The 23481-nt window shown below is 47.7% G+C and carries 18 protein-coding genes; 10 read left to right on the top strand and 8 right to left on the bottom strand.

Annotation, left to right across the window (positions count from 1 at the left end):
* Nucleotides 1-79: 79 nt before the first annotated feature.
* From JFT56_RS12320 to JFT56_RS12275, 10 genes are all read left to right on the top strand, one after another.
* The gene (locus JFT56_RS12320; RefSeq protein WP_198780385.1) at nt 80-724 is read left to right on the top strand and encodes an MBL fold metallo-hydrolase; all 645 of its coding nucleotides are present in this window, start codon (nt 80-82) and stop codon (nt 722-724) included.
* A gap of 242 nt (nt 725-966) precedes the next feature.
* Nucleotides 967-2706, top strand: coding sequence for a methyl-accepting chemotaxis protein (locus JFT56_RS12315; protein ID WP_198780384.1), 1740 nt, complete (start codon nt 967-969; stop codon nt 2704-2706).
* Nucleotides 2707-3005: 299 nt separating this feature from the next.
* The gene (locus tag JFT56_RS12310) at nt 3006-4022 is read left to right on the top strand and encodes an XdhC family protein (protein WP_198780383.1); all 1017 of its coding nucleotides are present in this window, start codon (nt 3006-3008) and stop codon (nt 4020-4022) included.
* Nucleotides 4022-4753, top strand: coding sequence for a nucleotidyltransferase family protein (locus tag JFT56_RS12305; protein ID WP_198780382.1), 732 nt, complete (start codon nt 4022-4024; stop codon nt 4751-4753). Before JFT56_RS12310 ends, JFT56_RS12305 begins: the two co-directional genes overlap by 1 nt.
* Before the next feature lie 3 nt (nt 4754-4756).
* Entirely contained in the window at nt 4757-5260 is a 504-nt protein-coding gene (locus JFT56_RS12300; RefSeq protein WP_198780381.1) for a (2Fe-2S)-binding protein, read from the top strand.
* Between the two features lies 1 nt (nt 5261).
* On the top strand, nt 5262-7508 hold the full coding sequence (locus tag JFT56_RS12295; RefSeq protein WP_198780380.1) for a xanthine dehydrogenase family protein molybdopterin-binding subunit: 2247 nt from the start codon (nt 5262-5264) through the stop codon (nt 7506-7508).
* Nucleotides 7509-7718: 210 nt separating this feature from the next.
* Nucleotides 7719-8210, top strand: coding sequence for a DUF1097 domain-containing protein (locus JFT56_RS12290; RefSeq protein WP_198780379.1), 492 nt, complete (start codon nt 7719-7721; stop codon nt 8208-8210).
* Nucleotides 8211-8314: 104 nt separating this feature from the next.
* Entirely contained in the window at nt 8315-9769 is a 1455-nt protein-coding gene (locus JFT56_RS12285) for a methyl-accepting chemotaxis protein (RefSeq protein ID WP_198780378.1), read from the top strand.
* A gap of 818 nt (nt 9770-10587) precedes the next feature.
* Nucleotides 10588-11771 (top strand): IS3 family transposase gene (locus tag JFT56_RS12280; protein WP_198780377.1). Its coding sequence is split into 2 segments (ribosomal slippage): nt 10588-10843 and nt 10843-11771, totalling 1185 coding nucleotides; the frame shifts between segments, so codons are not numbered across the junction.
* A 253-nt stretch (nt 11772-12024) separates the two neighbouring features.
* Nucleotides 12025-13038: an IS110 family transposase gene (locus tag JFT56_RS12275; protein WP_198780376.1), complete on the top strand. Its 1014-nt coding sequence runs from the start codon at nt 12025-12027 to the stop codon at nt 13036-13038.
* A 901-nt stretch (nt 13039-13939) separates the two neighbouring features.
* On the opposite strand, the gene xthA is transcribed toward JFT56_RS12275, so the two are convergent.
* The 8 genes from xthA to JFT56_RS12235 all read right to left on the bottom strand — a co-directional run bounded on the left by xthA (nt 13940) and on the right by JFT56_RS12235 (nt 23331).
* Nucleotides 13940-14752, bottom strand: coding sequence for an exodeoxyribonuclease III (xthA, locus tag JFT56_RS12270; protein ID WP_198780375.1), 813 nt, complete (start codon nt 14750-14752; stop codon nt 13940-13942).
* Complete coding sequence (locus tag JFT56_RS12265; RefSeq protein WP_007649321.1) at nt 14752-15051, bottom strand: YciI family protein; 300 nt, start codon at nt 15049-15051, stop codon at nt 14752-14754. Before JFT56_RS12265 ends, xthA begins: the two co-directional genes overlap by 1 nt.
* The gene (locus JFT56_RS12260) at nt 15051-15596 is read right to left on the bottom strand and encodes a septation protein A (RefSeq protein ID WP_198780374.1); all 546 of its coding nucleotides are present in this window, start codon (nt 15594-15596) and stop codon (nt 15051-15053) included. The genes JFT56_RS12265 and JFT56_RS12260 overlap by 1 nt, the downstream gene beginning before the upstream one ends.
* A 133-nt stretch (nt 15597-15729) precedes the next feature.
* A complete protein-coding gene (fhuF, locus tag JFT56_RS12255; protein WP_198780373.1) occupies nt 15730-16788 on the bottom strand; it encodes a siderophore-iron reductase FhuF in 1059 nt (352 codons plus the stop codon).
* Nucleotides 16789-16912: 124 nt separating this feature from the next.
* A complete protein-coding gene (locus tag JFT56_RS12250) occupies nt 16913-19138 on the bottom strand; it encodes a TonB-dependent siderophore receptor (RefSeq protein WP_198780372.1) in 2226 nt (741 codons plus the stop codon).
* Nucleotides 19139-19216: 78 nt separating this feature from the next.
* Entirely contained in the window at nt 19217-21145 is a 1929-nt protein-coding gene (locus tag JFT56_RS12245; RefSeq protein ID WP_198780371.1) for an IucA/IucC family protein, read from the bottom strand.
* A gap of 9 nt (nt 21146-21154) precedes the next feature.
* Nucleotides 21155-21835, bottom strand: coding sequence for a GNAT family N-acetyltransferase (locus JFT56_RS12240; protein ID WP_198780370.1), 681 nt, complete (start codon nt 21833-21835; stop codon nt 21155-21157).
* Entirely contained in the window at nt 21835-23331 is a 1497-nt protein-coding gene (locus JFT56_RS12235; RefSeq protein WP_198780369.1) for a lysine N(6)-hydroxylase/L-ornithine N(5)-oxygenase family protein, read from the bottom strand. The genes JFT56_RS12240 and JFT56_RS12235 overlap by 1 nt, the downstream gene beginning before the upstream one ends.
* Between the last annotated feature and the right edge of the window lie 150 nt (nt 23332-23481).

Raw genomic sequence — 23481 nt, 5'->3', positions numbered from 1 at the left:
AATTTTTATTTCAAAAAATTGAGCCATGATTAACCTCTTAGCGTAATCTATCGGCTATGGATAACACGAGATTGAAGCTATGAAGTATCAAATTATTCCTGTGACACCTTTCCAGCAAAATTGCAGTTTGATCTGGTGTGAGAAAACCAAATGCGCGGCGGTTGTTGATCCGGGAGGGAACATAGATCGCATTCAAGCTGAGGCGGCTAAACTGGGGTTGACGCTGAAAAAAATCCTCTTGACCCACGGACATATTGACCATGTCGGCGGTGCTAAATCCCTTGCCCAAGCGGCGAATATTCCCATTATCGGCCCCCATATTGCCGATAAATATTGGATTGATAGTTTACCTAAGCAGAGCCAAAATTTTGGTTTTCCCCATTGCGAGGCATTTGAACCGGAGCAATACCTAGAGGATGGCGATCTTGTGACCCTAGGCGAGCAAACTCTGTCGGTGCTCCACTGTCCTGGACATACGCCTGGGCATATTGCCTTTTACTCGGCGTCTTCGAAACTGGCTTGGGTGGGGGATATTCTCTTTAGAAGCTCAATTGGCCGTACCGATTTTCCCCAATCAAATCATCGGGATTTAATTCACTCGATCACCGAAAAACTGTGGCCCTTAGGTGCCGATGTCGAATTTATTCCGGGCCATGGTCCTATGTCTACCTTTGGTGAAGAGCGCGAGCATAATCCCTTTGTGGCCGATCAACTGCTGCTCTAATCGAGTCTCTTGGCATATCGGCAGCGGCTGTGGTTTTTGCCGCAGGCGCTGCCCTTGTTAGCGCCAATTCCATCGCATTTCGATACGCATATGCTTAATTTGTTTGTTAAATCATCATGATTTTGTGAGCAGTAATTGCTCGCAACCACATAGATTTAAAAGAATATTCCTGTTTTTTACCTCGTTTTTTATATTTTCCTTCTAGACTTAAAACTGTTCTTAGGTCTCTTATTGGGGAAAAAATGAAAACAAAAACGATGATGACTATGGTATTTGCAACCATAGTAGCCAGTGCTCTGATAACGGCATTATTGAGTTTCAATGTCACCTCAAGGATCGATCTCTTTAACGAGGCGGCCAGTATTCGCTATCAGTCCTATCAAATTGCCGATGAATTAAGGCAAAGCTCCGATGATCTCACTCGGCTGGCGCGAACCTATGCCGTCACCGGTGATGATAAGTACGAAAAAATGTATATGGATATTTTGGCCATTCGCAATGGTGAAAAGCCGAGGCCCGAGAAATATCACCAGATTTATTGGGACTTAGTGCTGAGTTATGGAGATAAGCCAAAGCCAGACGGTGCCAGAGTTGCGATAAAGACCCAAATGCAATCCTTGGGTTTCTCAGATGAAGAGTTTCGTTACCTTGAACAAGCCCAGCAAAATTCAGATGCGTTAGTCGCCCTAGAAGTGAAGGCCATGAATGCCGTAAAAGGTATCTTTATGGACCCGAATACCCAAACCTACAGTGTAAAAGGAGAGCCTAACCTCGCGATGGCGAGGGAACTATTACATAGCGATCAATACCATAGAGAAAAGGCCAAGATCATGCAGCCCATAGATGAGTTTTTTACGGCGCTGGATAAACGCACCGAGGGCGAAGTGAATAACAGGTTAGACTCGCTCCATGCCGCATTGAATTGGTCACAGTTGGTATTGTTCATTGTGATTTTAGTTGCGGTTGGTGGATTTATTATCGTTAAAAGCCGAATAGTCACGCCGATAGTGCAAACCTGCCGGGAACTACTCGATATCCAGCATTCTAAAAATCTTGCTCGGCGGATCTCGGTTACAACCCAAGGTGAAATAGGCGAAATTGTTAGCCAAATCAATTTGTTTATCGCCTCGCTTGCCAGTTCACTCTCTACGACCGATGGCATTGCGAGGGAGGTTGCCGAATTAGCAAATCAGACAAAAACATCAATTCAAGTTTCACGGGAAAGCTCAAATCGGGTGGTGAAAGAACTGGATGCCAGTGCCAGTGCAATGGAGGAAATGACCACCACCTTAGTGCATGTGAGCGAGAGTACCTCTAATGCTGAAATGCGCGCCGCAGAGAATGAAGCCCATGTGGGCGTTGGCCAGCAAACGGTTGCCGAGGCACTGAGTGCTATGGCGGTGCTAGAAACTGAGTTCACTAATACCCAGGACTCGATGCAGCATTTGGTCAGTCAAAGCACGCAAGTCAGTAATGTGCTTAGCGTCATTAAGGCCATTGCCGAACAAACTAATTTGTTAGCACTGAATGCGGCGATTGAGGCCGCAAGAGCCGGGGAGCAAGGGCGGGGCTTTGCTGTGGTGGCCGATGAAGTGCGTTCGTTAGCCCAGCGTACCCAAGATTCCACTAAGGAAATCGATGATATCGTCGCCAGCCTGCAAAACCGGACCAATCAAGTGGGCACATCGGTGACTCAAGCGGCGACGTTAATGCAAAAGGCCAGCACAGAGTTGCAACGCATAGTGACGGTATTTGAGGATATTCGCCATAGCACGGCCGCTATCCACGGGATCAATTCTCAAGTGGCAACCTCAACCGAGGAGCAATCACTCGTCTCCAAAGATATTGCGACCAGCCTAGTGGTGATCCGCGATAACTCCCGTGAGGTATCGAAGATTATCGAACAGATTGAATCGACGTCCATTAGCCTCGACAATCAATCGCAAATGCTGCGCACTAAGGCGGGGGAATATCAGTTCTAATTTGCTTTTACCCTAGTGTGTTAACAAAGAAGATAAATCCTAACCGCCTTCTATGTGACATGGATGTCAATTCTCGCCCATCAACTCTCGTTCATTAACTTTGGTCCATCAATTCTCGCCCATTCTATACCACAATTTTTAGCGTGACATTTTTTGTAAACTATTGCCCCTATCAAAATACAAACGTCTTTGCTAACTTGTTACCGCAACTGTCTAATGATTGTGCCTCAACGAGTTAGGTTTAATTTGAAGATGGTTTATACCTTGTCAGATATTGATCACCGATCGGAGCCCTGTGGATGGAACACCAAATCGAAGACTTACTTGAGCATTGGTTACCGCTGGCGGATGACGCTTGGGTGTTGGCGGTGATCACCGCTATTCAAGGTTCTGCTTACCGTAAACCCGGCGCCATGATGTTGTTCCACGAATTCGGTCAAGAGGCGGGAATATTAAGTGGTGGCTGCTTAGAATCCGACCTACGCCGCCACGCTCAACATGCCATGCAGACTAAGCAAGTCATGTGCGTCACCTATGACGCCAGTGATGAGTCCGATGCCAGCTATCGACTCGGTTGTGGTGGCATAGTCGATATCATGTTGATCCCTCTGCTAAAAGAGAATCACGATCTTGGCTTGATTGAACTCGTGCAGGCATTTCGCCACGGTCAATCGGGGTTTTATCAGTTGCCTTTAGTTAAAGCGGGGACGGATGCACGCCAATATCATGCTACTTTCCATCCAGAAGCTGTGGCGCCGTTTCCCGCAAGTGATTTTGTGCGCACGGGCGTCTTTACCCAAGGGGAGGGACAGTCGCTCATAGTCCCGCTAAGGCCAAGGTTCCAATTAGGGATTTTTGGCGGTGGTATCGACGCTAAACCGATTGCCGCCATGGCCCATACCTTAGGCTGGCAAGTCACTGTTTTCGATAGCCGCACCGCCTACGCCAGAGCGGCGGATTTCCCCCATGCCCATATAGTGAAACTTAGCGCGGGGGAATTAACCGCCAATCATATCGCCCAATTGGATTGCGCCGTGGTGATGAACCATAACTTAGGTCTAGATGCTGCGGCATTAAAGGCCATTCAAGCGCATCCGCTTGCCTATGTCGCCTTGCTGGGGCCAGCCCACAGGCGAGATAAAGTCCTCGGGATGGCGGGGCTGAGTGTTGACTCTTTTTCAGGGATATTTTCTGCCCCAGCTGGGCTTGCCCTTGGGGGCGAGTTACCGAGTGCCATTGCCTTAAGTATTTTGGCCCAGTGCCACGGCGTGCTCCATGGTGCGACTTTAAAACATCTTGATGAGATCATGCGTTAATGACATTGCCGCCAGTGCCAAAGTCGGCAGTGCTACCGTTGGCAGAGCAAGCGCCACTTTCATCCAAACGGCTGCTGATTGTGGTATTGGCTGCGGGTGAGAGTCAGCGCTTTGCGGGGGTAAAGTTAGCGCAGCTTTTGCCATCGCTTAGCGCGACTGGGATCAGTGAACAAGCCATCATTAGCGCCCATGTTGAGCGTTTACAACAGCTTCATTGCCAAGATATAGAGCCTCAAGGCACGCATTCCCCCAAAAATGTCCCTTTGTTAGTCATACTCGGTGCTCATCAGCACATATTGCAACCATTATTAGCCGAGGTTCATTCCCGCCAACCCTTTGATATTTTAGTTAATCCGCAGTGGCAAACGGGCCTCGCATCCTCGGTGAGTTTGGCGGCAAGTTATGCTAAGGAACAGGGCTTTGATGCCATGCTGCTGACACTGGCTGATCAAGTGGCCTTGAGCGCCGAGGATTATCGACAGCTTATTCTGATGTGGCATAAAACCGGTAAAGAGGTTGCCGCCCATTATTTGGATGATGTGGGCGTACCTGCTATTTTTAATGCTTCAACATTGCCTCTACTCACTCATTTGAGTGGTGATCGCGGGGCGAAATCTATTTTAAAACAACAAGCACAGCGGGGAGCGTTAGTCGCGATAACGCTATCCCGCGCAGCAATTGATATTGATACCCAAGCCGATCTTGCGTCGTGGTTGGCACTTAAGGAGTGAGTTATGGCAGAAGTATTATCCCCCCAATCCGTCGTCAAGGAAGCGAGTACCGCCGCTTCCACCCAAACACTTTCCATCAACGGTAAATCATTTACCTTAGATGCCGATCCTAAAATGCCAATCCTGTGGGCGCTACGGGATATTTTAGGGCTTACGGGCACTAAATATGGCTGCGGAGCTGGGCTATGTGGCGCTTGCACTGTGCATTTAGATGGCCAACCCGTGCGGGCCTGTTTAACCAGTTTGGGGCAGGCAAAGGGAAAACGACTAACAACAATTGAAGGCCTTGATAATCAAAAGCTTAAAAATGCTTGGGCCGAACATAATGTGCCCCAGTGTGGCTATTGTCAGGCGGGACAACTGATGTCGGCTGCGGCGTTAGTGGCGCAGCATCCTAAGCCCACAGAGGAACAAATCAACTCGGCCATGTCGGGCAATATCTGCCGCTGCGGCACCTACCCACGGATTAAAGCGGCACTGCAACACTATGCCAAACAGGAGGGCTAATATGAGTACTTTTACTGCCGTAGAAAATGTAAGCCGCCGCGATGTGTTAAAACTGTTTGGCGCAGTGGGTGGCGGATTAGCATTAGGGGCGAGTGGATTAACATGGAGCCCCATGGCGCTGGCGCAGGATAAAGAGGCGCGGCTGAATCTGTTTATTGCCATAGGTGAAGACGACAAAGTGTACCTTACTTGCCATCGCTCCGAGATGGGACAGGGGATCAGAACCGGCATTCTGCAAGTCTTAGCCGAAGAGTTAGAAGCGGATTGGGATAAAATCGTCCCCATTCAAGGCTTAGCCGATAAACGTTATGCCAGCCAGAATACCGATGGTAGCCGCAGTATTCGCGAAAATTATGATCGCATGCGCCAGATGGGGGCGATGGCAAGAACCATGCTAGAGCAGGCCGCTGCCGCACGTTGGCAAGTCCCCGTGAGTGAGGTGCATACCGCCAGCCATAAAGTGCTGCATGCAAAATCGGGCCGCTCGGCCAAATTTGGCGAGTTAGCGTTAGCCGCATCAGAGCAACCCGTCCCCGCCGTTGAGTCCTTAACCTTTAAAGAGGTTAAAGATTTTAAGCAGATTGGCGCATCACGCCAGATCGTTGATATGGATGCCATGTTAAGCGGCAAAGCTGTCTATGGCTATGATATTCAAGTCGATAATATGCTTTACGCCAGCATTATGCGCCCGCCCGTACTGGGCAGCGATGTGGCAAGCTTGGACGATACCGCGGCGCGCAAGGTCGCCGGGGTAGTGGATGTGTATCGTTTGCCAACCCCTAAGGGAGCCCCCGCATTTCAGGCTTTGGGCGGCGTTGCCGTGATAGCGACAAATAGCTGGAGCGCCCTCGAAGGCCGCAAAGCCTTAAAAGTCACTTGGACTCAGGCCGACAACAATCAGCATGATTCAAGCCTTTATTTGAAGTCACTGGTCGAGCGCGTACAGCAAAGCGGTAAAGTCGTGCGCCAAGTCGGCGATGAGGTCAAAAACTGGCCCGAAGCGAATACGTTAAAAGCGGTTTATACCGTGCCTTATCTAATCCATTCCTCTATTGAACCACCCGTTGCCACTGCCCATGTGACTGAAAAGGGCTGTGAAATCTGGGCATCGACCCAAACGCCCCAAAGTACCCAGCAAAATGTGGCCGCAGCACTAGGCATGGAAGAAGAGGCGATTAAAGTGAATGTCACCCTATTGGGTGGCGGTTTTGGGCGTAAGTCCAAACCTGATTTTAGTGTTGAAGCGGCGCTGTTATCGAAGCAATTCAAGCGTCCAATTAAGGTGAGTTGGAGCCGCGAGGATGAAATTCAAAACGGTTACTACCATGCCATCAGTGCCCAATCCTATCAGGCGTTGTTCGATGCCAATAATAAACCGACCGCACTTTTAGCCCGTACGGGATTCCCATCGATCAGTTCAACCTTTGCCGAAGGGGTGGAATATCCCTCCGGCGGTGAGTTGGATTTAGGCTTTGTGGATGTGCCCTTTGCGTTGCCGCACTTAAGATACGAAGCGGTAAAAGCGCAGGCGCACAGCCGTATTGGTTGGATGCGTTCTGTGTGTAACATTCAGCACGGTTTTAGTGTAGGCAGTTTTGTCGATGAAATGGCCCATAGATCCCAAGTTTCATGCTTTGAGATGTGGCGTAGCCTGTTAGGTGAAGCAAGGCGTGAGACCTTTAGCGATCAAGGCTTTAAATACGGTAACTATGGTGAAGAACTCAGTCGTCACCCCGTGGACGTGGGCCGCTATTTAGGGGTTATCGACGCGGTTGAAAAGGCCCAAGCTAAGGCGCCCAAGGCGGGTAAAAATCAGGGCTGGGGTTTTGCCGTGCACCGCAGTTTTGTCAGTTTTGTTGCCGTGGCTATGCTGGTGGAGGTGAGTGAGGATAAACAACTTAAGGTACTGCAAGCCATCGCAGCTATCGATGCAGGCACCATAGTTAACCCAGATAGGGTAAAAGCCCAGACAGAAGGTGCGATTATATTTGGTCTGAGCTTAGCCTTGATGGGAGAAATCACATACAAAGAGGGCAAAGTGCAGCAATCGAATTTCCACGATTATCCTTTACTGCGACTCCCCCAAACCCCCGATATGGAGATCATCATTATTGAGTCCGATGCACCGCCCGCAGGTGTCGGTGAGCCGGGTGTCCCCCCTGTTGCCCCGAGTTTGACCAATGCGATTTTTGCAGCGACGGGGCAGAGGATCCGCGATCTTCCCGTCAACAAACTATTGCGGGTGTAAGTTCTGCAATAGGGTTAACTGAAAGTCATTTGAATAAAAAAGCGCCTAACAAGCGCTTTTTTCGTTTTTTTACCACAAAAAAATTGCTTGTTAGCGATTTTACGGGCATTAATGCCGAAAATTAGTAATAGATCAGGTTTTTGTTACCAGAATAGAGGTAATTTAACCAACAGATAAACTTCCGTGAATAGAAATATAAAGGGGTCATCCATGGAAAATCGTTGGCAAGTCGCTATCTCAGCCGGCCTTTTGGCGGCTATTTGGTGTGGCGTCGCAGATGCATTTCATCTGGTCACTTGGATTGGCTTTTTAGGATGTAGCACTTTTTTTGCTCAACCTAAGGCTGGTTTTCAGGGCGTGATGATGGCGTGGTGCACGAATCTGTCCGGGGTATTTTGGGCTTGGCTCATTATCTTTGGCAGCAGCTTTTTTGTTTCGCCCGTATTTGGGTATATTTTTACCGGCATAGCCACCTCGGCCATGTGTTTACAGGCGAGTTATCAAAAGTTGAGTTTTATCCCCGGTGCGTTTATTGGTTGCTGTATTACCTTCGCCATGGCGGGGGATGTTGCCAATATAGTGCCACCCTTGGTTATAGGTGGCTTACTCGGTTTTAGTATGAGCCTATTAACGGGGCAATTGGTTAGCTTGACACAAAGGTGGTCGACTGCCGCCCGTAACCAGGTGGCCAGCGCGGATTAGCAATATATCTGCTTGGAGCTTATGACTGACATAGTTGTCGTGGCAATCTGAGCTATACTGCTGATTTAGTGCCAAATAGCATTTTGCTCTTAGGAATTATCAAGATGAAACAAATCCAGTTTCGCACCATTGATGCCATATTGATCAAACTCAGCCTTAACGGAAAGTTTTGGGTTGTTTGCTCTATGGTGGCGCTGATCACCGCTGCCGTGGCACTTGTTAACTACCAACATGCCCACCGTAACCTCGAAATAGCCTCCCTCGCACGGGTACAGACAACCGTCGATACCTTCGCCCAAGTGGCCAGTTCCCAGCGGCTTGAGGGTGACACTCTGGCACAATTTGCCCGTGATAACGGGCTGACATTAATGCCACGCCAAGCAGAAGCCGAGCGTAAAGGCGATAATGTGACCGCTAGTGCAACTGTGGTCAGTGGGCAGGCGTTACAGCTTTCACAGAATGTTAAACAGTGGGAAAGCGAAGGGCGTAGCGATGCTAATTTGATGTTTTGGCTTGCCTTAGTCGGTCTTTTGCCATTGTTTCAACTGAGCTATTGGATCTCCACCTCCCTCGGTGGCGGCCTGTGGGATATGTATATGGCGATTAAGCGCCTCGCCGATGGTGATTTGAGCTTCAGATTAAATTTCTTTGGTACCGACGACTTCAGTCTAATCGCCCGTGAAATTGACCGCTGCGCCGATAATATGAGTGAAATGGTGTCGGCGATTGGTAAAAATGCACAAACCTTGTCGCTTGCATCCGATGAGTTTAATCAACAGGCGGCCACCAGTGATGAGTTGATAGGTTTCCAACATCAATTCCTCGACTCGGTTGCCGTGGCGATGGCACAAATGACCTCGGCGATTGAAGAAGTCTCTATCAACGCCAGTAACACTTCATTGCAGACCAAAGAAAACTCAACCCAAATGTCGGCCAGCCAAGGGCGAATTAGCCATACTGTGGACAGTATTGGTTTACTTTCGACTAAGATTGGCGCGGCGTTTTCATCGGTGGAACAATTGTCTAAGGATGCGGCGAGTATTGATGCCGTGGTGACGACTATCAATAGTATTTCCCAGCAAACCAACTTGTTAGCCCTAAATGCGGCTATTGAAGCAGCCCGTGCCGGCGAGCAGGGTCGCGGGTTTGCCGTGGTGGCCGATGAAGTGCGTACTCTTGCGGGCCGCACACAGCAGGCCACGGTAGAAATCCAAGCCATGATCGAAGGCTTACAGTCGGGCACGAGTCGGTTATCTGGCATTACCATGGAGATTGTTGAACAGGCCGATGAAGGTCGTAGTGCGATTATTGCTGTAGGTGACGATGTTCAAGGTATGGCGCAGTCGGTGAATGCGGTATTTGATATGAGTAGCCAAATTGCCGCCTCGGCGGAAGAGCAGAGTGTCGCCGCGCGGGACATTGCCGGACAATTGAATGAAATCCGCCATCAGTCTGAAACCATTAAACAAACGGCCCAGCGCAGTGTGACCTTAGCCAATGACTTGCACCATGCTTCGGTCGACTTAGATGGCATTTTAAAGCAGTACCGGACTAGCTAATCTCACCTTCAACTCGAGTCGTCAACATGACCAGTTTTCAACATGGGTAGGAGAGCAATAACGCCCGATACTGAGTCTCATGTTAAGTATTAGCGTATCACCCGAAAATGGCGGACATCGTAGATTTCCGCCATTTCATTCTCGAAATGCCTCAAAGCAGATAACTGAGTTACTTAGCATTAAGTGTCACCATTTCCCCAATATCACGACCTCCTTTTATTACTAAAATGTCCCTATTTTAGAGGGGCACTGGTGCAACAATGCCAATTTTAACTAACCCTTTCGCTATTCGTTCAGCTAAAAAGCTAATGCTCAAAGCAAGATAGCTTTATCTTCAGGCGTGCTGGATGAATTGTCATTGTTTCCCCTGTGACACGACGCCCTTTTATTTAACAAGAAGCATCCCTGATGGCTCGACGACGGCATCCATGTCGCCAACGGTCACAGTTGCAACAATGCCAATCTTAACGACTATTGAACTGTTCATCCGGCTAAAAGCTATTGCCCCAAAGTAAGACAGTTGAGCTACGCACATTACGCATTAATTGACATTGCTTCCCCAGTGACACGACGCCCCTTTATTTAACAAGAAGCGTCCCTGAGGGCTCTACTAAAACATCCATGTTTTAGAAGGTCACTGGTGCAACAATGCCAATCCTCACTACCCCTCTAGCTATTCGTTCAGCTAAAAAGCTATTGCTCCATTTCTTCTTAGAGCTGATACTCTTCACTAAACAAGCATGTTGTAGTGGCATAGTGAATTTGGCCACCTAATAAGAAATGTTATGATCTCACTCATAACCCATTTAGGTGACAACATGAATAAAAGTAAACGTGCACGATATAGCGCTGCCATTAAGCTAGAAACCGCTCAATTAGTCATTGATCAAGGTTACACACAAGAAGCGGCGGCGAAAGCCATGAACGTGGGTAAATCGACGGTCAGTAAGTGGGTAACACAGCTTCAAATCGAGCGCCAAGGGCTTGCGCCTAAAGCCTCACCCATGACACCTGAGCAGATTGAAATCAGGGCACTTAAACGTGAAATTGAGCGCATAAATCTCGAGAAAGAAATCTTAAAAAAGGCTACTGCTCTATTGATGTCGGACTCGCTGAACAATTCTCGATAATCGAGAAACTCAATCAGAGCAACAAATACCCTATTTCAGTGTTATGCCACGTATTCAACGTGAACCGGAGCAGTTACCGTTATTGGATGAGCCGTGAGCTTTGTGTAACACCTGAACAGCGGCTTTTAGAATGTGAAATCAAAGCGATACATGCTGAAAGCAAACAGTCTGCGGGTGCGCGAAGTATCGCCACAATTGCCTCTGAACGTGGCTTTGCATTAAGTCGTTATCGGGCAACGCGGTTAATGAAAAAGCTCGGATTAGTGAGTTGCCAACAACCCAAACACCGTTATAAAAAGGCTGAAAATGAGCATGTGACTATCCCTAATGCACTCAAACGGCAATTTGCAGTTGTCGAACCTAACACCGTTTGGTGTGGCGATGTGACGTATATTTGGGCGGGTAATCGTTGGTGCTATTTAGCGGTTGTACTGGATTTATTTTCGAGAAAGGCCATTGGTTGGGCAATGTCATTTTCACCGGATACAGAGTTAACGGTAAAAGCGTTAGAAATGGCATTTGAATCAAGAGGAAAGCCTAAAAACCTGATATTCCACTCAGACCAAGGCTGCCATTATACCAGCCTGAAATACCGTCAACGGTTGTGGAAATATCAAATCACCCAAAGCATGAGCCGTCGCGGTAACTGCTGGGATAATGCGCCAATGGAGCGATTTTTCAGGAGTTTAAAAACGGAATGGATCCCGACACAAGGCTATAAGAGTTTTAGCGAAGCTAAACAAGATGTGACCGATTACATCATTGGTTATTACTGTGAAGTCAGGCCACATCATTACAATGCAGGATTGAGCCCAAATGAATCAGAGCGACGATTTTGGGAAGATTCTAAAGCTGTGGCCAAATTTAGTTGACCACTACAATGAAATGCTAAATTAGCACACCTCCTAAAACAGAAGTGTCCAAAAACGTGCCGCGTATTTCTTTAAAACTTACAGGCCACACCGATGCTAAACAGGTGAGCCATGGTGATTAGCGAGACGACCGTCCGCCCCATGGACGGGGCGGTCGAGCATCCAGGGATGATGAGATGGACACCTCTTGTAAAGTAGGCGTCATTAACGCCATATTGAATCTGCAAGCTCAATATCAACAAAGGTGTCCACTATGAAAATTACTCTAATTGGTATCGATTTGGCAAAAAATGTTCTCCAGGTTTGTGGTGTTAATCAAGCAGGGAAAGCCGTATTTAATCGCACAATTAAACGCACCCAACTATTAAAAACGCTTGTTCAATATCCCGATGCTGTCATTGCTATGGAAGCCTGCAGTGGCTCAAATTATTGGGGCAGAGAACTTATCTCTCAGGGTTTTGAGGTCAGATTAATTCCACCACAACATGTGAAACCATTCGTGAAAGGGAATAAAAATGACCGCAATGATGCTTTTGCTATATGTGAAGCGGCTCAACGTCCTAACATCATCTTTGTTAAACCAAGATCTTTAGAGCAGGTCGATGTGATCATAAGCCATCGGATCCGAGAGCGCCGTATTAGGGTCAGAACGGCATTAACTAATCAGATCCGTGGTTTATTAAGTGAATATGGCATCGTTATCCCTAAAGGTCGTGATCCACTTAACCTAGCACTTCCTGAGTTACTCGAAGATGCAAGTAACTCGCTTACCACTATCGCTCGTCGGTACATCAGGGAATTGCTCGATGAGCTTTATGCCGTAAATGCTTCGATTAAGTCATTAGAAAAAGATATTCGGATACAAGCAATGAATCATCCAGATACCAAACGGTTAACCGCAATACGAGGTGTCGCTGAGATTATTGCCACAGCAGCGGTATCCTTTGCTGGAGATGGCTCCAGTTATCAAAATGGTCGACATTTTTCTGCCAATTTAGGGCTCGTTCCAAAAGAGTTTTCAAGTGGTGGAAAACAGAAATTAGGTGGCATAACCAAGCGTGGTAACAGCTATCTAAGGCGTCAGTTAATTCAAGGTGCATGGTCTGTCATACGCTACGCAACAAACAACGATGATAGGCTGTCTGTATGGGCGAGAAATATCATTGAACGAAGAGGCAAGCAAAAAGCAGCCGTGGCAGTTGCAAATAAACTGGCGAGGATAATTTGGGCGATGCTCTACTATAAAACAGAGTACAGACCCTGTTAACTAAATGAAGCAATAACATACCCTAAAAAACCGAACGCAATTAATGAAGTAACAGGTAATACCGGCCTTTGCAAATGCTGAGAGAGTATAAGGAGTTATAACTCCGAAGGGACGATAAGCAGCAAAGGCGCGGTTCTCATTAAGGCCAGAGAGCAAAGATTCTCACGAACAGGTCGGATATACGTACGCAGTATTACTTTCTGTTACTCAAAAAGTGGTTGATCTATTCGAGGTGTCCATATAGGGACTTGCTGCGTGTCGGTGAGCGAGCACCATGGCAAGCCTGCGTTAGTGGATATCAGCCAACGAATATGCGGGGTCAGTGTAAACTAATATGATTACCATAACTTTGCTAATGCTATTACTCACCTTTATGCATTAAATCTAGCGTACTTTTGCCCTAAAGCTTGCTACGTATTTCTTTAAAACAAACAGGCTTCGCCGATGCTAAACAGGTGAACCATGGTGATTAGCGAGACGACCGTCCGCCCCATGGCCGCTTTTTGGCATCCATGCCATCGCGGCATTTGTGAATCCTTTCACATCAGACGGGGCGGCCCTGCATCCACGGAGGACTTGAACAACATCCTTGTTTAATTGCCAGTTCGCCATCTGATAGGCAGGACGCCTGAATGTCGTGCAATGCAGGGATGCATGAGAACGACCATGGCTCTCGCTCATAAGCTTAGAAACCCTAGATTTCTATTCACCGAGTCGGTGAGCGAATGCCATGGCTCACGATTAATCTGTGGCTTAAGCTAAGTTCACAACTTTTCTGCGATGTATGCTGTTCATTTTTAACTTACTTGTGCCAATCTCATTCTGCTTAAGTCACTCTCAAACAAAAACATCGGCCTAGGCCGATGTTTTTATGTCTATAAGATGGTTAATCCCTAGCGGATTAAGCCTCTTTGAACGTGCTCCAAATCGGCGCGTGATCTGAGGGTTTATCTATGCCGCGTAGATCGTAATCGACATCGGACTCGACTAAACGTGCTGCCAGTGAAGGTGTTGCTAAAATCACATCGATTCGCAGTCCGCGGTTATCATCGAAACCTTTGCTGCGGTAATCAAACCATGAATAGCGCTCGGTGCGCTCCGGGTGTAATTGACGGAAAGTGTCAATTAAGCCCCAATCCTGCAAGGTTTTTAACCATTCACGCTCTTCAGGCTGGAAGCTACATTTGCCGGTTTTCAGCCAGCGTTTGCGATTGACTTCACCGATGCCGATATCCAAATCGATGGGCGAAATATTGATATCCCCAATGATGGCGATATCTTCATCGTTGCTATGGTATGTCTGCAAGTAGTGCATTAAATCCTGATAAAACTTACGTTTAGCAGGATATTTTGTGGGGTGATCTATGCTTTCGCCCTGGGGGAAATAGCCATTAAATACGGTCAATGGACGGCCATTTGCTTGGGCAAACGTGCCGATAATCATGCGGCGCTGGGCATCTTCATCATCGCTTGGAAAGCCCTTTTGCAGTTTCTCTGGCGCGACTTTAGACAGCATAGCCACGCCATAGTGGGCTTTGCCACCGTGGTAATGTACCTGATATCCCATGGCTTCGACTTCGGCTAATGGAAACGCCTCATCGTGCACTTTGGTTTCTTGCAGGCCGATAATGTCGGGTTGATGGCTGTCGATTAAGGCTTGCAATTGATGCAAGCGCGCCCGCAGACCATTGATGTTAAAGGACACTATTTTCATCAAGGCAGAACTCGTTTGAATGGTTTAACCACAACACTGTGATAAACACCCGCAGCAAAGTAAGGATCCGCATCGGCCCAGGCTTGTGCAGTCGCTAGAGAATCAAAATCCGCCACCACTAATGAGCCACTAAAGCCTGCATCACCAGGATTTTCACTGTCGATAGCAGGGTGTGGGCCTGCAATCAGTAAACGACCTTCATCGGCTAATTCTTGTAAGCGAGCGAGGTGGGCTGGGCGCGCGGCTAAACGCTTTTCTAAACTGTTCTCAACATCTTGAGCTGAAATCATATACCACATTATTTGAGTTCCTTGCGTTGATCTTCGGGAAGGTGTTTATAAAGGTAGAATACCGTTATTACAGTATTGAGTAAGGTTAAGGCGGTGAGGCCAAACACCTTAAAATTCACCCAAGTTTCTAATGGTAAGCTAAAGGCGACATAGATATTCACTAGGCCGCAGATGGCAAAAAAGCTCACCCAATACCAAGTCACATGGGCCCAAATATTGTCCGCCACTTGCATTTCTTTACCTAACATCGACTTAAGTATCGACTTATTTAGGATTTGGCTTACGGCTAAGGCTATGGCAAATAAAGCATAAATAATGGTGACTTTCCACTTAATAAAGGCATCGTCGTGGAAGACTAAGGTGAGAGTACCAAACACTGTCACCATGGCAAAGGTGATCAGGTGCATCTTCTCCAGCTTTTTGTATAGCGCATAGGTCACGATCAATTGCAGTGCGGTGGCGGCGATCAAGGCACCACTGGCAATATAAATATCAAAAAATTTATAAACGGCAAAAAAGATAACGAGTGGCAGAAAATCAAGCAGTTGTTTCATAAATAATCGTGATAAAGAGACGTGGACCTGAGTGTAGCACGCGAGACTAGAGGGAAAAAGCCATCATAGGCATCGATTGCGATCTTGCCCTTGAAACCGTTTAATCTTGATGCAAAGTAGTGGTTCCAAATTACTAAGCCCGCATTTTTTCTTTGGTGCGTTGCATAAGAGGGCAATCCTGGCATTGGCCCGTATTGGCAAGTTGATACCTTAAGCAGCAGGTACGGCGAATGCAGGAGATTTTTGGGCTCGATTTTGAGCTCGTTTTTGTGTTTGAGTTTTTATTCGAATCTGCGCTTTGTTCAGGTTCGATAAGCAAGTTAATGCTGTTATACAGCGGATTGGTGCTGCCATTTAAAAAGGTCGCGCGGCGAAACAGGGCTTGTTTCAGTTGCTGGCTGTGCTGCTCAGTAAGTCCTAATTCCCCAAGATACCAGTGGATCAGATAGCCTAAGTGACTCCAATATAATTTGGCTGGTACAGGGCTTAGGGTGAGTAGGCGCTCAACACTCGGTTGTAGTAAGTTTAAGATAAAGCCTTGTAGGACAAGTTCTTTCTCAACTGGCGGCTTATATGAAGTTAATGGCGAGTGTACCTCAGTGTCTGTGTTGAAACTTGGCTTAGTGTTTATTTGGCAAAGTGGCTCGATGCTGTGATGTTGTTTAAAAGTCAAAGTGGTATTTGGCTGGTACTTTGCGATGTTAAATTCAAATTTTGCCACTCGGCCACTGGCGTGTACCTGCATAAACACGGATTGTGGCTGCCAATGAAGAGTCTCCAAATCGGCTTTTGGGGCGTTAAAAATCCACTCCATCAAAGGCGGAACTAAAAGACCAAAATACCATTGACCCCAAAGTGAATGCAGCGCTTTGCGGGTGTCTTTTCTATTGGCCGCAGCTGTTTTATCCGTCTCGGTTTCAGCTTCAGTTACAGCTTCAGTTTCACTCTGAGTTTCTGCGCTAGGATGTGCGATGGCAAAACGTGCAATGAGTTTTTGATAAGTATCGGCGCTACTCCATTCATCGAAACTGAGCCCTGTGGGTGACAGTGTTGCGCTAAGGTGCTCGCCATAGAAGGGCGCTCGCTTATGTAACAACTGATTGAGCGTCAACATGGTTTGATTCAAACCGTCTTGACTTGGCGAGGTATCGCGCAATTGTGGCAGTCTGCTGTCTCTCCGTTGGCTTGCCATTGTCACTCCTTATAGGATTGTGATTGGTTCCCGCTGTTATTGCTAAATCCAATATAAATGAGGACCTTGTGAGCCCATGACGTGGGCTCACAAGGTTTTCTAACTATCTCAATAAAAGTCTGACTTAGAAGCGATAGTCCAAGGTTAAGCTGGCACTTCGCGGCGTACCGTATTGGAATTGGCTGTATTGACCGACTTGGCTGTAGTAGCTTTTATCTAAGGCGTTGTGCAGGTTGGCGCTAAGCTTAAGCTGCTCGGTGAAGGCGTAACTCGCCATTAGACTCGCTAGCGCGTAAGAGCCTTGCTCTACTTCGACTTTACCCAGTGGCGAATTAACTGTTTGGTAGACTCGGCTCTGCCAGTTAACCCCAGCTCCCATTTGCAACTTATGCCAATCACCACTAAAGGTATAAGTGGTGAAGAGTTTTAACTGCTGGCGTGGTGAGGTGGTATTGATACGTTTGCCTTCAGGATCTTCGCTAGTGAACTGGGTGTAACTTAAGTAAAGATTCCAGTCATCATTGATTTTACCCGTCGATTCAAACTCAAATCCTTGAGTTTTTGTGCCGTTTACGCCTTCATACACTTGCGTTGTGGTACCAGGGATCACATCGCCAGTGCTGACTCCGACATTGTCTTGCCTGATCTCAAACACCGACAGCGACATATCTAAAGCTTCATCGAACAGGCTCGCTTTAATCCCGCCTTCGTAGTTTTTCCCCTTGACCGGATCTAGGTAGCTTTCATCGATTCTTTGCTTAGTTTGTGGCGCAAAAATGTCGGTATAACTGGCGTAGAGTGAATATTGCTCCGTCAGGGCGTAGGTGAGGCCTAAGTAAGTGGTGAGTTCGTTACTGATACTGAAATCGTACAGGCTGCCAAAGTTATCTTGATCGGTTTGCCACTCATTGAGGCGTAATCCGACGAGGACAGCTAAGGCGTCGCTGAGATTAAACTGAGTCGCCACATAGGCTGCACTCTGTTTGGTTTCGCCAAATGAACCCGTGGTATAGGTTTCCTGCCATTGAGGTTTTGGATATTGGAAGTTCGGATCGCGAAAATCCCCCAAAGGTGGTACTGCTGCAGTGGGGTAATAGTAGGGATTGGCGAACTCTTGGCGTTGGCCATTCCAGCCAAACATCAATTGATGTTCCTGACCAAAGAGTTGGTATTGTCCTTCTGCGCGCAAATCCACATTGTGTTGGGTGCGGCTGCCGTCGACATAGGCGATAGAGCCTGCAGTGGCGCCGATATTAGTTACAGGATCAGGATATCCCGTGGCCCATAGCACATCGAACTCCAATGAGTTATCGCCGTAGGTGTAAGTGCCTTTTAGGTTCCAACCGTTATCTAATCTGTGTTCGAGACTCGCAAAGGTGTTGAGGCCTTGGGTATGCGCCGAGCCCCAATCGGGCGCCGTTGAAGTTGCACGATCATAATTCGTGCGGCTGCCGTCACTGTAAAATAGTGGTAAACCGCCCGACATAGTGCCGCTCGGTGTGGCATCTTGATAATCAACCCCTAGGGTGAACATTGTGCTATCGCCAATATCGGTTTCGACTATGCCGTATAACGTGGTGCGCTGCTGCTCGTATCTGTCTTGGAACGAATCCTTATCCTGATAGGCGGCCACCACGCGACCACGCACAGAACCTGAATTATTTAAGCCGTTAGAAACATCGACCATACCACGCACATTATTCCATGAGCCCACACTTAACGATGTGCTGCCCATAAACTCTTGGGTCGGGCGCTTACGGATAAGGTTAATCGCCGCCGACGGATTACCGGCACCCGTCATAAGGCCAGTTGCGCCGCGTACCACTTCTACTCGCTCGTAGATGGCGGTGTCGATCAGATTATCCCCATAGTTGAAGCGGGTGTCGTAGGTGGTTGGCACGCCATCGTACAAAATGCTGGTCACTGCAATGCCGCGGGCACTAATACTGTATCTGTCGTTATCCATTGGGCGGGCATTGATGCCTGCGACGCTGGTCATGGCATCAATCACGCTATTAAGCTGTTGATCATTCATCATTTGACGGGTGATGGAGGTGACCGACTGCGGCGTTTCTAAATAGGATAAGTCGAGCCCAGTTGCCGTGTTCATCGCTTGGGTTTTATAGCGATTGTCGTGCAAATCCTTAGCGCCAATAACATTGATGATTTCAATCTCTTTCTGGTGTTTCTTAGTCTTACTATCCGCATCTACAGTGTCTGCTACGGCATGGGGAACCGTGGCTAACATGGCTGAGCACAACAATAGTTTTGGGTTAACGAGGGCTTGCCGACAGACGAGTGCGATGCTGGAGAGAGGGAAAGTCTTCATAGTGGTGATCTTTAATTCCATTTAGGTTGGGGGTTAATAAAGCGGGCCAACAAGTGGCCCACACAAACGTTTCGTAAAGTTTCAGGTTTGAGTTGCGTGTTAACGTGTTTTCGGTTCAGCGCTGTCAAGTTTGGGGTGCTTAAAGGCATGGCTTTGTCTAAAGGCCGCCAAGGGATTGTCGATACCGCCGGCGAAACGCAGGTTTTTCTCCCTGTCGGCGAGGTCTATCATTTGTTGGTTATTATTCAATTGGATACGATTGAGGCAGGTGCGTACAAAGCTGTCCTTAAACAGATCGTATTGGGCAAACTTGGCGGCCAAATGTGGATGCTGGGCTTGGTAATCACGTACATTGTCCGACACTAACTCCCAGAATTGGCTTTCACTGACACTGGTTTGCTCATCGAGCAGCGGGGCTAAATAGCGGAAAATACAGTCAAAAATGTCCAGCAAGATGTAGTTAAGCTTCATCTCTTCTTCAAGGCTTACCGCAAGGCGTTTGACATCATCAGGCAGCGGCTCCGCACCATTGAGTACCGCGACTTCTTCGCCTATGTCTTTCATCAAAATCTTGATCGGCACATATTCATCGAGCACTAAGATCAGGTTTTCACCGTGGGGCATAAAGACCAGATCGTAGGCAAAAAAGGCATGTAACAGCGGCGATAAATACAGGTTTAAGTAGCGACTCACCCAATCCTTTGCAGGTAAGCCAGAGGCGACTATCAAGGCCGAAATCAGTGCCTTATCTTGATGATCCGTGTGCAGCAGGGCGGCCATGGTCATTAGATTTTGCTTAGGCGCAATGTGCGGCAGCGGGCTTTCGCGCCACAGGGCTGAAAGCATTTTTTTGTAGGGGCTGTCTTGGGTGAGCGCCTGCTCGTAATAGGTGTGGTGATAACCTATTGCGGCAATTTCCTTTAGGATCACAAAGCCTTGTTGGGCAAAGTAAGGATCGTTTTCAACCAAGTTTGCAACCCAGGCATTGATCTGCGGTGTGCAGCTCATGTAAAGGGGCGATAGACCGCGCATAAAGCCCATATTCAGGATAGAAAGCGCGGTTTTGACGTAGCACTTTTGCGGTGATGCAAGATTGAAGAAAGTGCGTATCGATTGCTGCACTTGGTATTGTTCGCTGCCTTCACCAAGATAAACCAGATCGCCACGGGCTATGTCGCCGGCAAAGACGCGGGCGATTTTTTCACGCCACTGCCAAGGGTGCACAGGCATAAAGTAGAAGTCCTGTGGATCATGCTGCTGCGTTTTAAGCAGTTGTTGGAAGTCAGTGAACTGCTGGCCAAGCTCTTCCTTTAGTAACGCATCGTGACTCACGTTTTCGAGGGCGGAAAATGTAGTTTTACTCTTGCGCACTCCAAGCCAGACGAGCTGCATCGGCGCCGCGCTTTCTGGGGCAAATTGCCGGTAATCCTGCATATCAAAACCAATCCGGCCGTTATTGGCAATAAACACCGGATGGCCTTCAGTCATACCCGCTTCTATGCTCTGGTAATCGGCTCGCGCTAGCGTGGCGGCGGGGATCGCCTGATGCGCTAACTTGTACGCCTTGCTGTAGAGGGTGCTGGTGATTTCTTCTAAATAGGTGGGCAGTAAAGTTTCGCTGATCCCTAAGTCATTTTTAAGGGAAATGATTAGCGACATGGCATCGAGGGCTTGCTCTTTGCCCATGTTAGAAACGCGAATAGAATCAGCATCAATCGCCAGATGATCTAGCTGATAATGGCGCGCACTAAAATAGTAAATGCAGTCTTTGAGCCTGAGTTCATAGTGGTTAAGTCCCGCTTGTTGTCCGTAAAGCGTCGGCGCGATGATCTTTTCATGGGTGAATTCGCAGAGGATTTTCTTCACTAAGTGACGATTAGCCGCTTGCCAATAGGCGGGGTTTAAATGCTCTGGCATAGAAGTTGATGTTTTCGATAGCGCTGGGCCTTGTTGAGCATGTACTGCTTGATCATGATGATCTTTCGTTGGCAATTGTTTAATTAATAAGGCTTTTGTGGGTAAGTTCATCTAATTCACCTAAAGAGTCGATAATGTTATGGGAGAGGTTACGGGCGCTTTGAACGAGCTTGGCAGCGCTGAGCTTGTCTGGGCTAATCCCGTCGAAGAGGGCGTGTTCGATGGGCACAGGCGCTGGGTCGCAGTGCAAAATCCGAGGAAAGCAGTTTTAGTGCTTAATTGAATCGCTTTTTCATAGCGAATGCCTATCAGGCTATTTAAGCGATGAATTTTGCTATTGAGTTGATCGGGTTCAACCACTAGGCGGTTAAAGGCCAGTTTTTCAAGTATGAGCTGCGCTATCGCATCCATCACTTTGAAAGATAAGCCGCTGATTGGGTTGCCTGTGGGCGGCGCGATAATCAGGTGCATACCACAATCCCCCGGCGCTGCATCATAGTGCTGACCCACTTCATCGTGGGCGGGATCGTATAGCTCCACCATAAAGAGTGGTTTGTCCTGCCACTCCCCCATTAAGGCAAACTTGTGATCCGTGGTTGCCATAAGGTTCTCTATGGCTGCTAGGCTTAAGCCCTGCATACCCCAAAACTTGGCGTAATCTTGGTTAAACCAAGACTGCAGTGTTGGTATGTCTTGCTTAAGATCTAACGCTCTGAACTGGAAACCATTGATGCTTGTCATCGCTGATAGCTGCGTTAAACATAGCTGCGTTAAACAATGGTCACTGAAATGACTCGCCATTATTGCGCCTCCTTATTTGGCGCCATCAAGACCGACATCTTGCCTCCCGCGCCAGAACTTGGAATGTTAGTTGGGGGGGGATTTTGCGGCGCATCAACTTGAGTTTTCCTGTGTTGTGACGTCTTAGGGAAATGTTTAGGATTAAGACCCAGTCTATTAATCGCATTGCTGCCGCAGGGCTGATGACTGTTGAATTTGGCCGGATCGAAGGTTTGAAAGGCGATGTGTTCCTCAATGTGGTAGGGCGCGTAGCCGAGCACGGCTTTTAAGATGATGCCGTTGCGATAACAGCCCATTCCCAGATCCGGGGAACTTATTCCATGGGTATGTAAACCGACATTTTGGACAAAAATATCCCCGCGAATATCTATGCTGTAGTCGCGTTGCACGCTAAGTTGTCCCGCATCATCGAACTCGATCTGTTGCTTTATCTCTTTGATAAATTCAGGTAAACGGTAGTGATAGCCAGTGCCTAACACCACTGCACCCGTGGTTTGGCTCAAAGGGGTATTTTGCTCTTGATGCTGGAAATGTAACTTGAGTGCATCTGGATCAGTTTGAATACGGGTTAACGCCACATTGGTCATCAATTGGCACTGGAAATCTGCAATCAAGCGCTTTTGATATAACAGGTCATAGATGTCGTTGATAAGCTCCGCATTAATGCCCTTGTAGAGCGATTTTTGACTGGCGATCAACGCACAGCGTTTTTCCGGTGCTAATTCGTGGAAGTAATCGACATAATCCGGCGAGGTCATCTCCAACGTTAACTTAGTGTATTCCAAGGGATAGAAACGTGCCGATCGCGTCATCCAATTCAGTTGATAGCCATAGGTATCAATATCTTGTAGTAGATCGTAAAACACTTCCGCCGCACTCTGGCCACTGCCAATGACAGTGATGGCATGCTGACTCTGCAGATAGGTTTTTTGCTGCATATAACTGGCGGTATGCATCACCCGTGGATCTTGAATGGGGCAATCCTTTGGCAGATAAGGCTCTGTTCCTGTGCCTAACACTAGCTTTCTGCACAGATAGGTATGGGTTTTGCCACTGTGCCTATCAAAACCTGTGACGCGATAAATACCTTCACCGGCGTTGTAATCTACTTGAGTGACCTTAAAACCAAATTTGAGATTGCTGAGTTGTTGGCTCACCCATTGGCAGTACAAGTTGTATTCGTGGCGGGGTAAAAAGAAATTTTCGCGAATATAAAAGGGATAGAGTCTGCCCGTTTGCTTGGCAAAATTAAGGTAACTGTAACGGCTGGTGGGATCGGCCATAGTCACCAGGTCTGACATAAAGGGGGTTTGCAGTCTTGAGGATTTGAGTAGCATGCCTGGATGCCAGTCAAAACTGGTTTTAGCATCTAAAAATAAGCAGTTAAAGCCGTCGATAGGTTCTGATAAGGCGGCGAGGCCAAGATTGAATGGGCCAATGCCGATGCCAAGTAGATCAAAGATTTCGCGATCCATTTCCCTTTGTTGAGTATTCACTTACGCCTCCTTGGCAACATGCAACTGCGCGTTGCCGATCCAGTAATCAGTTACCTAAGGACGCAAACCAAGTTAATGCGGCAGTTAAAATAGCCTGTTTGGCTATCTATTTTGCTGTGGTTAATTTGCTATTTTTAGCGCAGTCCTTAG

Origin of the sequence: Shewanella putrefaciens (genome assembly GCF_016406305.1) — a bacterium.
GTDB classification, from domain to species: Bacteria; Pseudomonadota; Gammaproteobacteria; order Enterobacterales; family Shewanellaceae; genus Shewanella; species Shewanella putrefaciens_C.
Note: the sequence above shows the minus strand (reverse complement) of the source record. Positions and strands in the feature narration are given on the sequence as shown.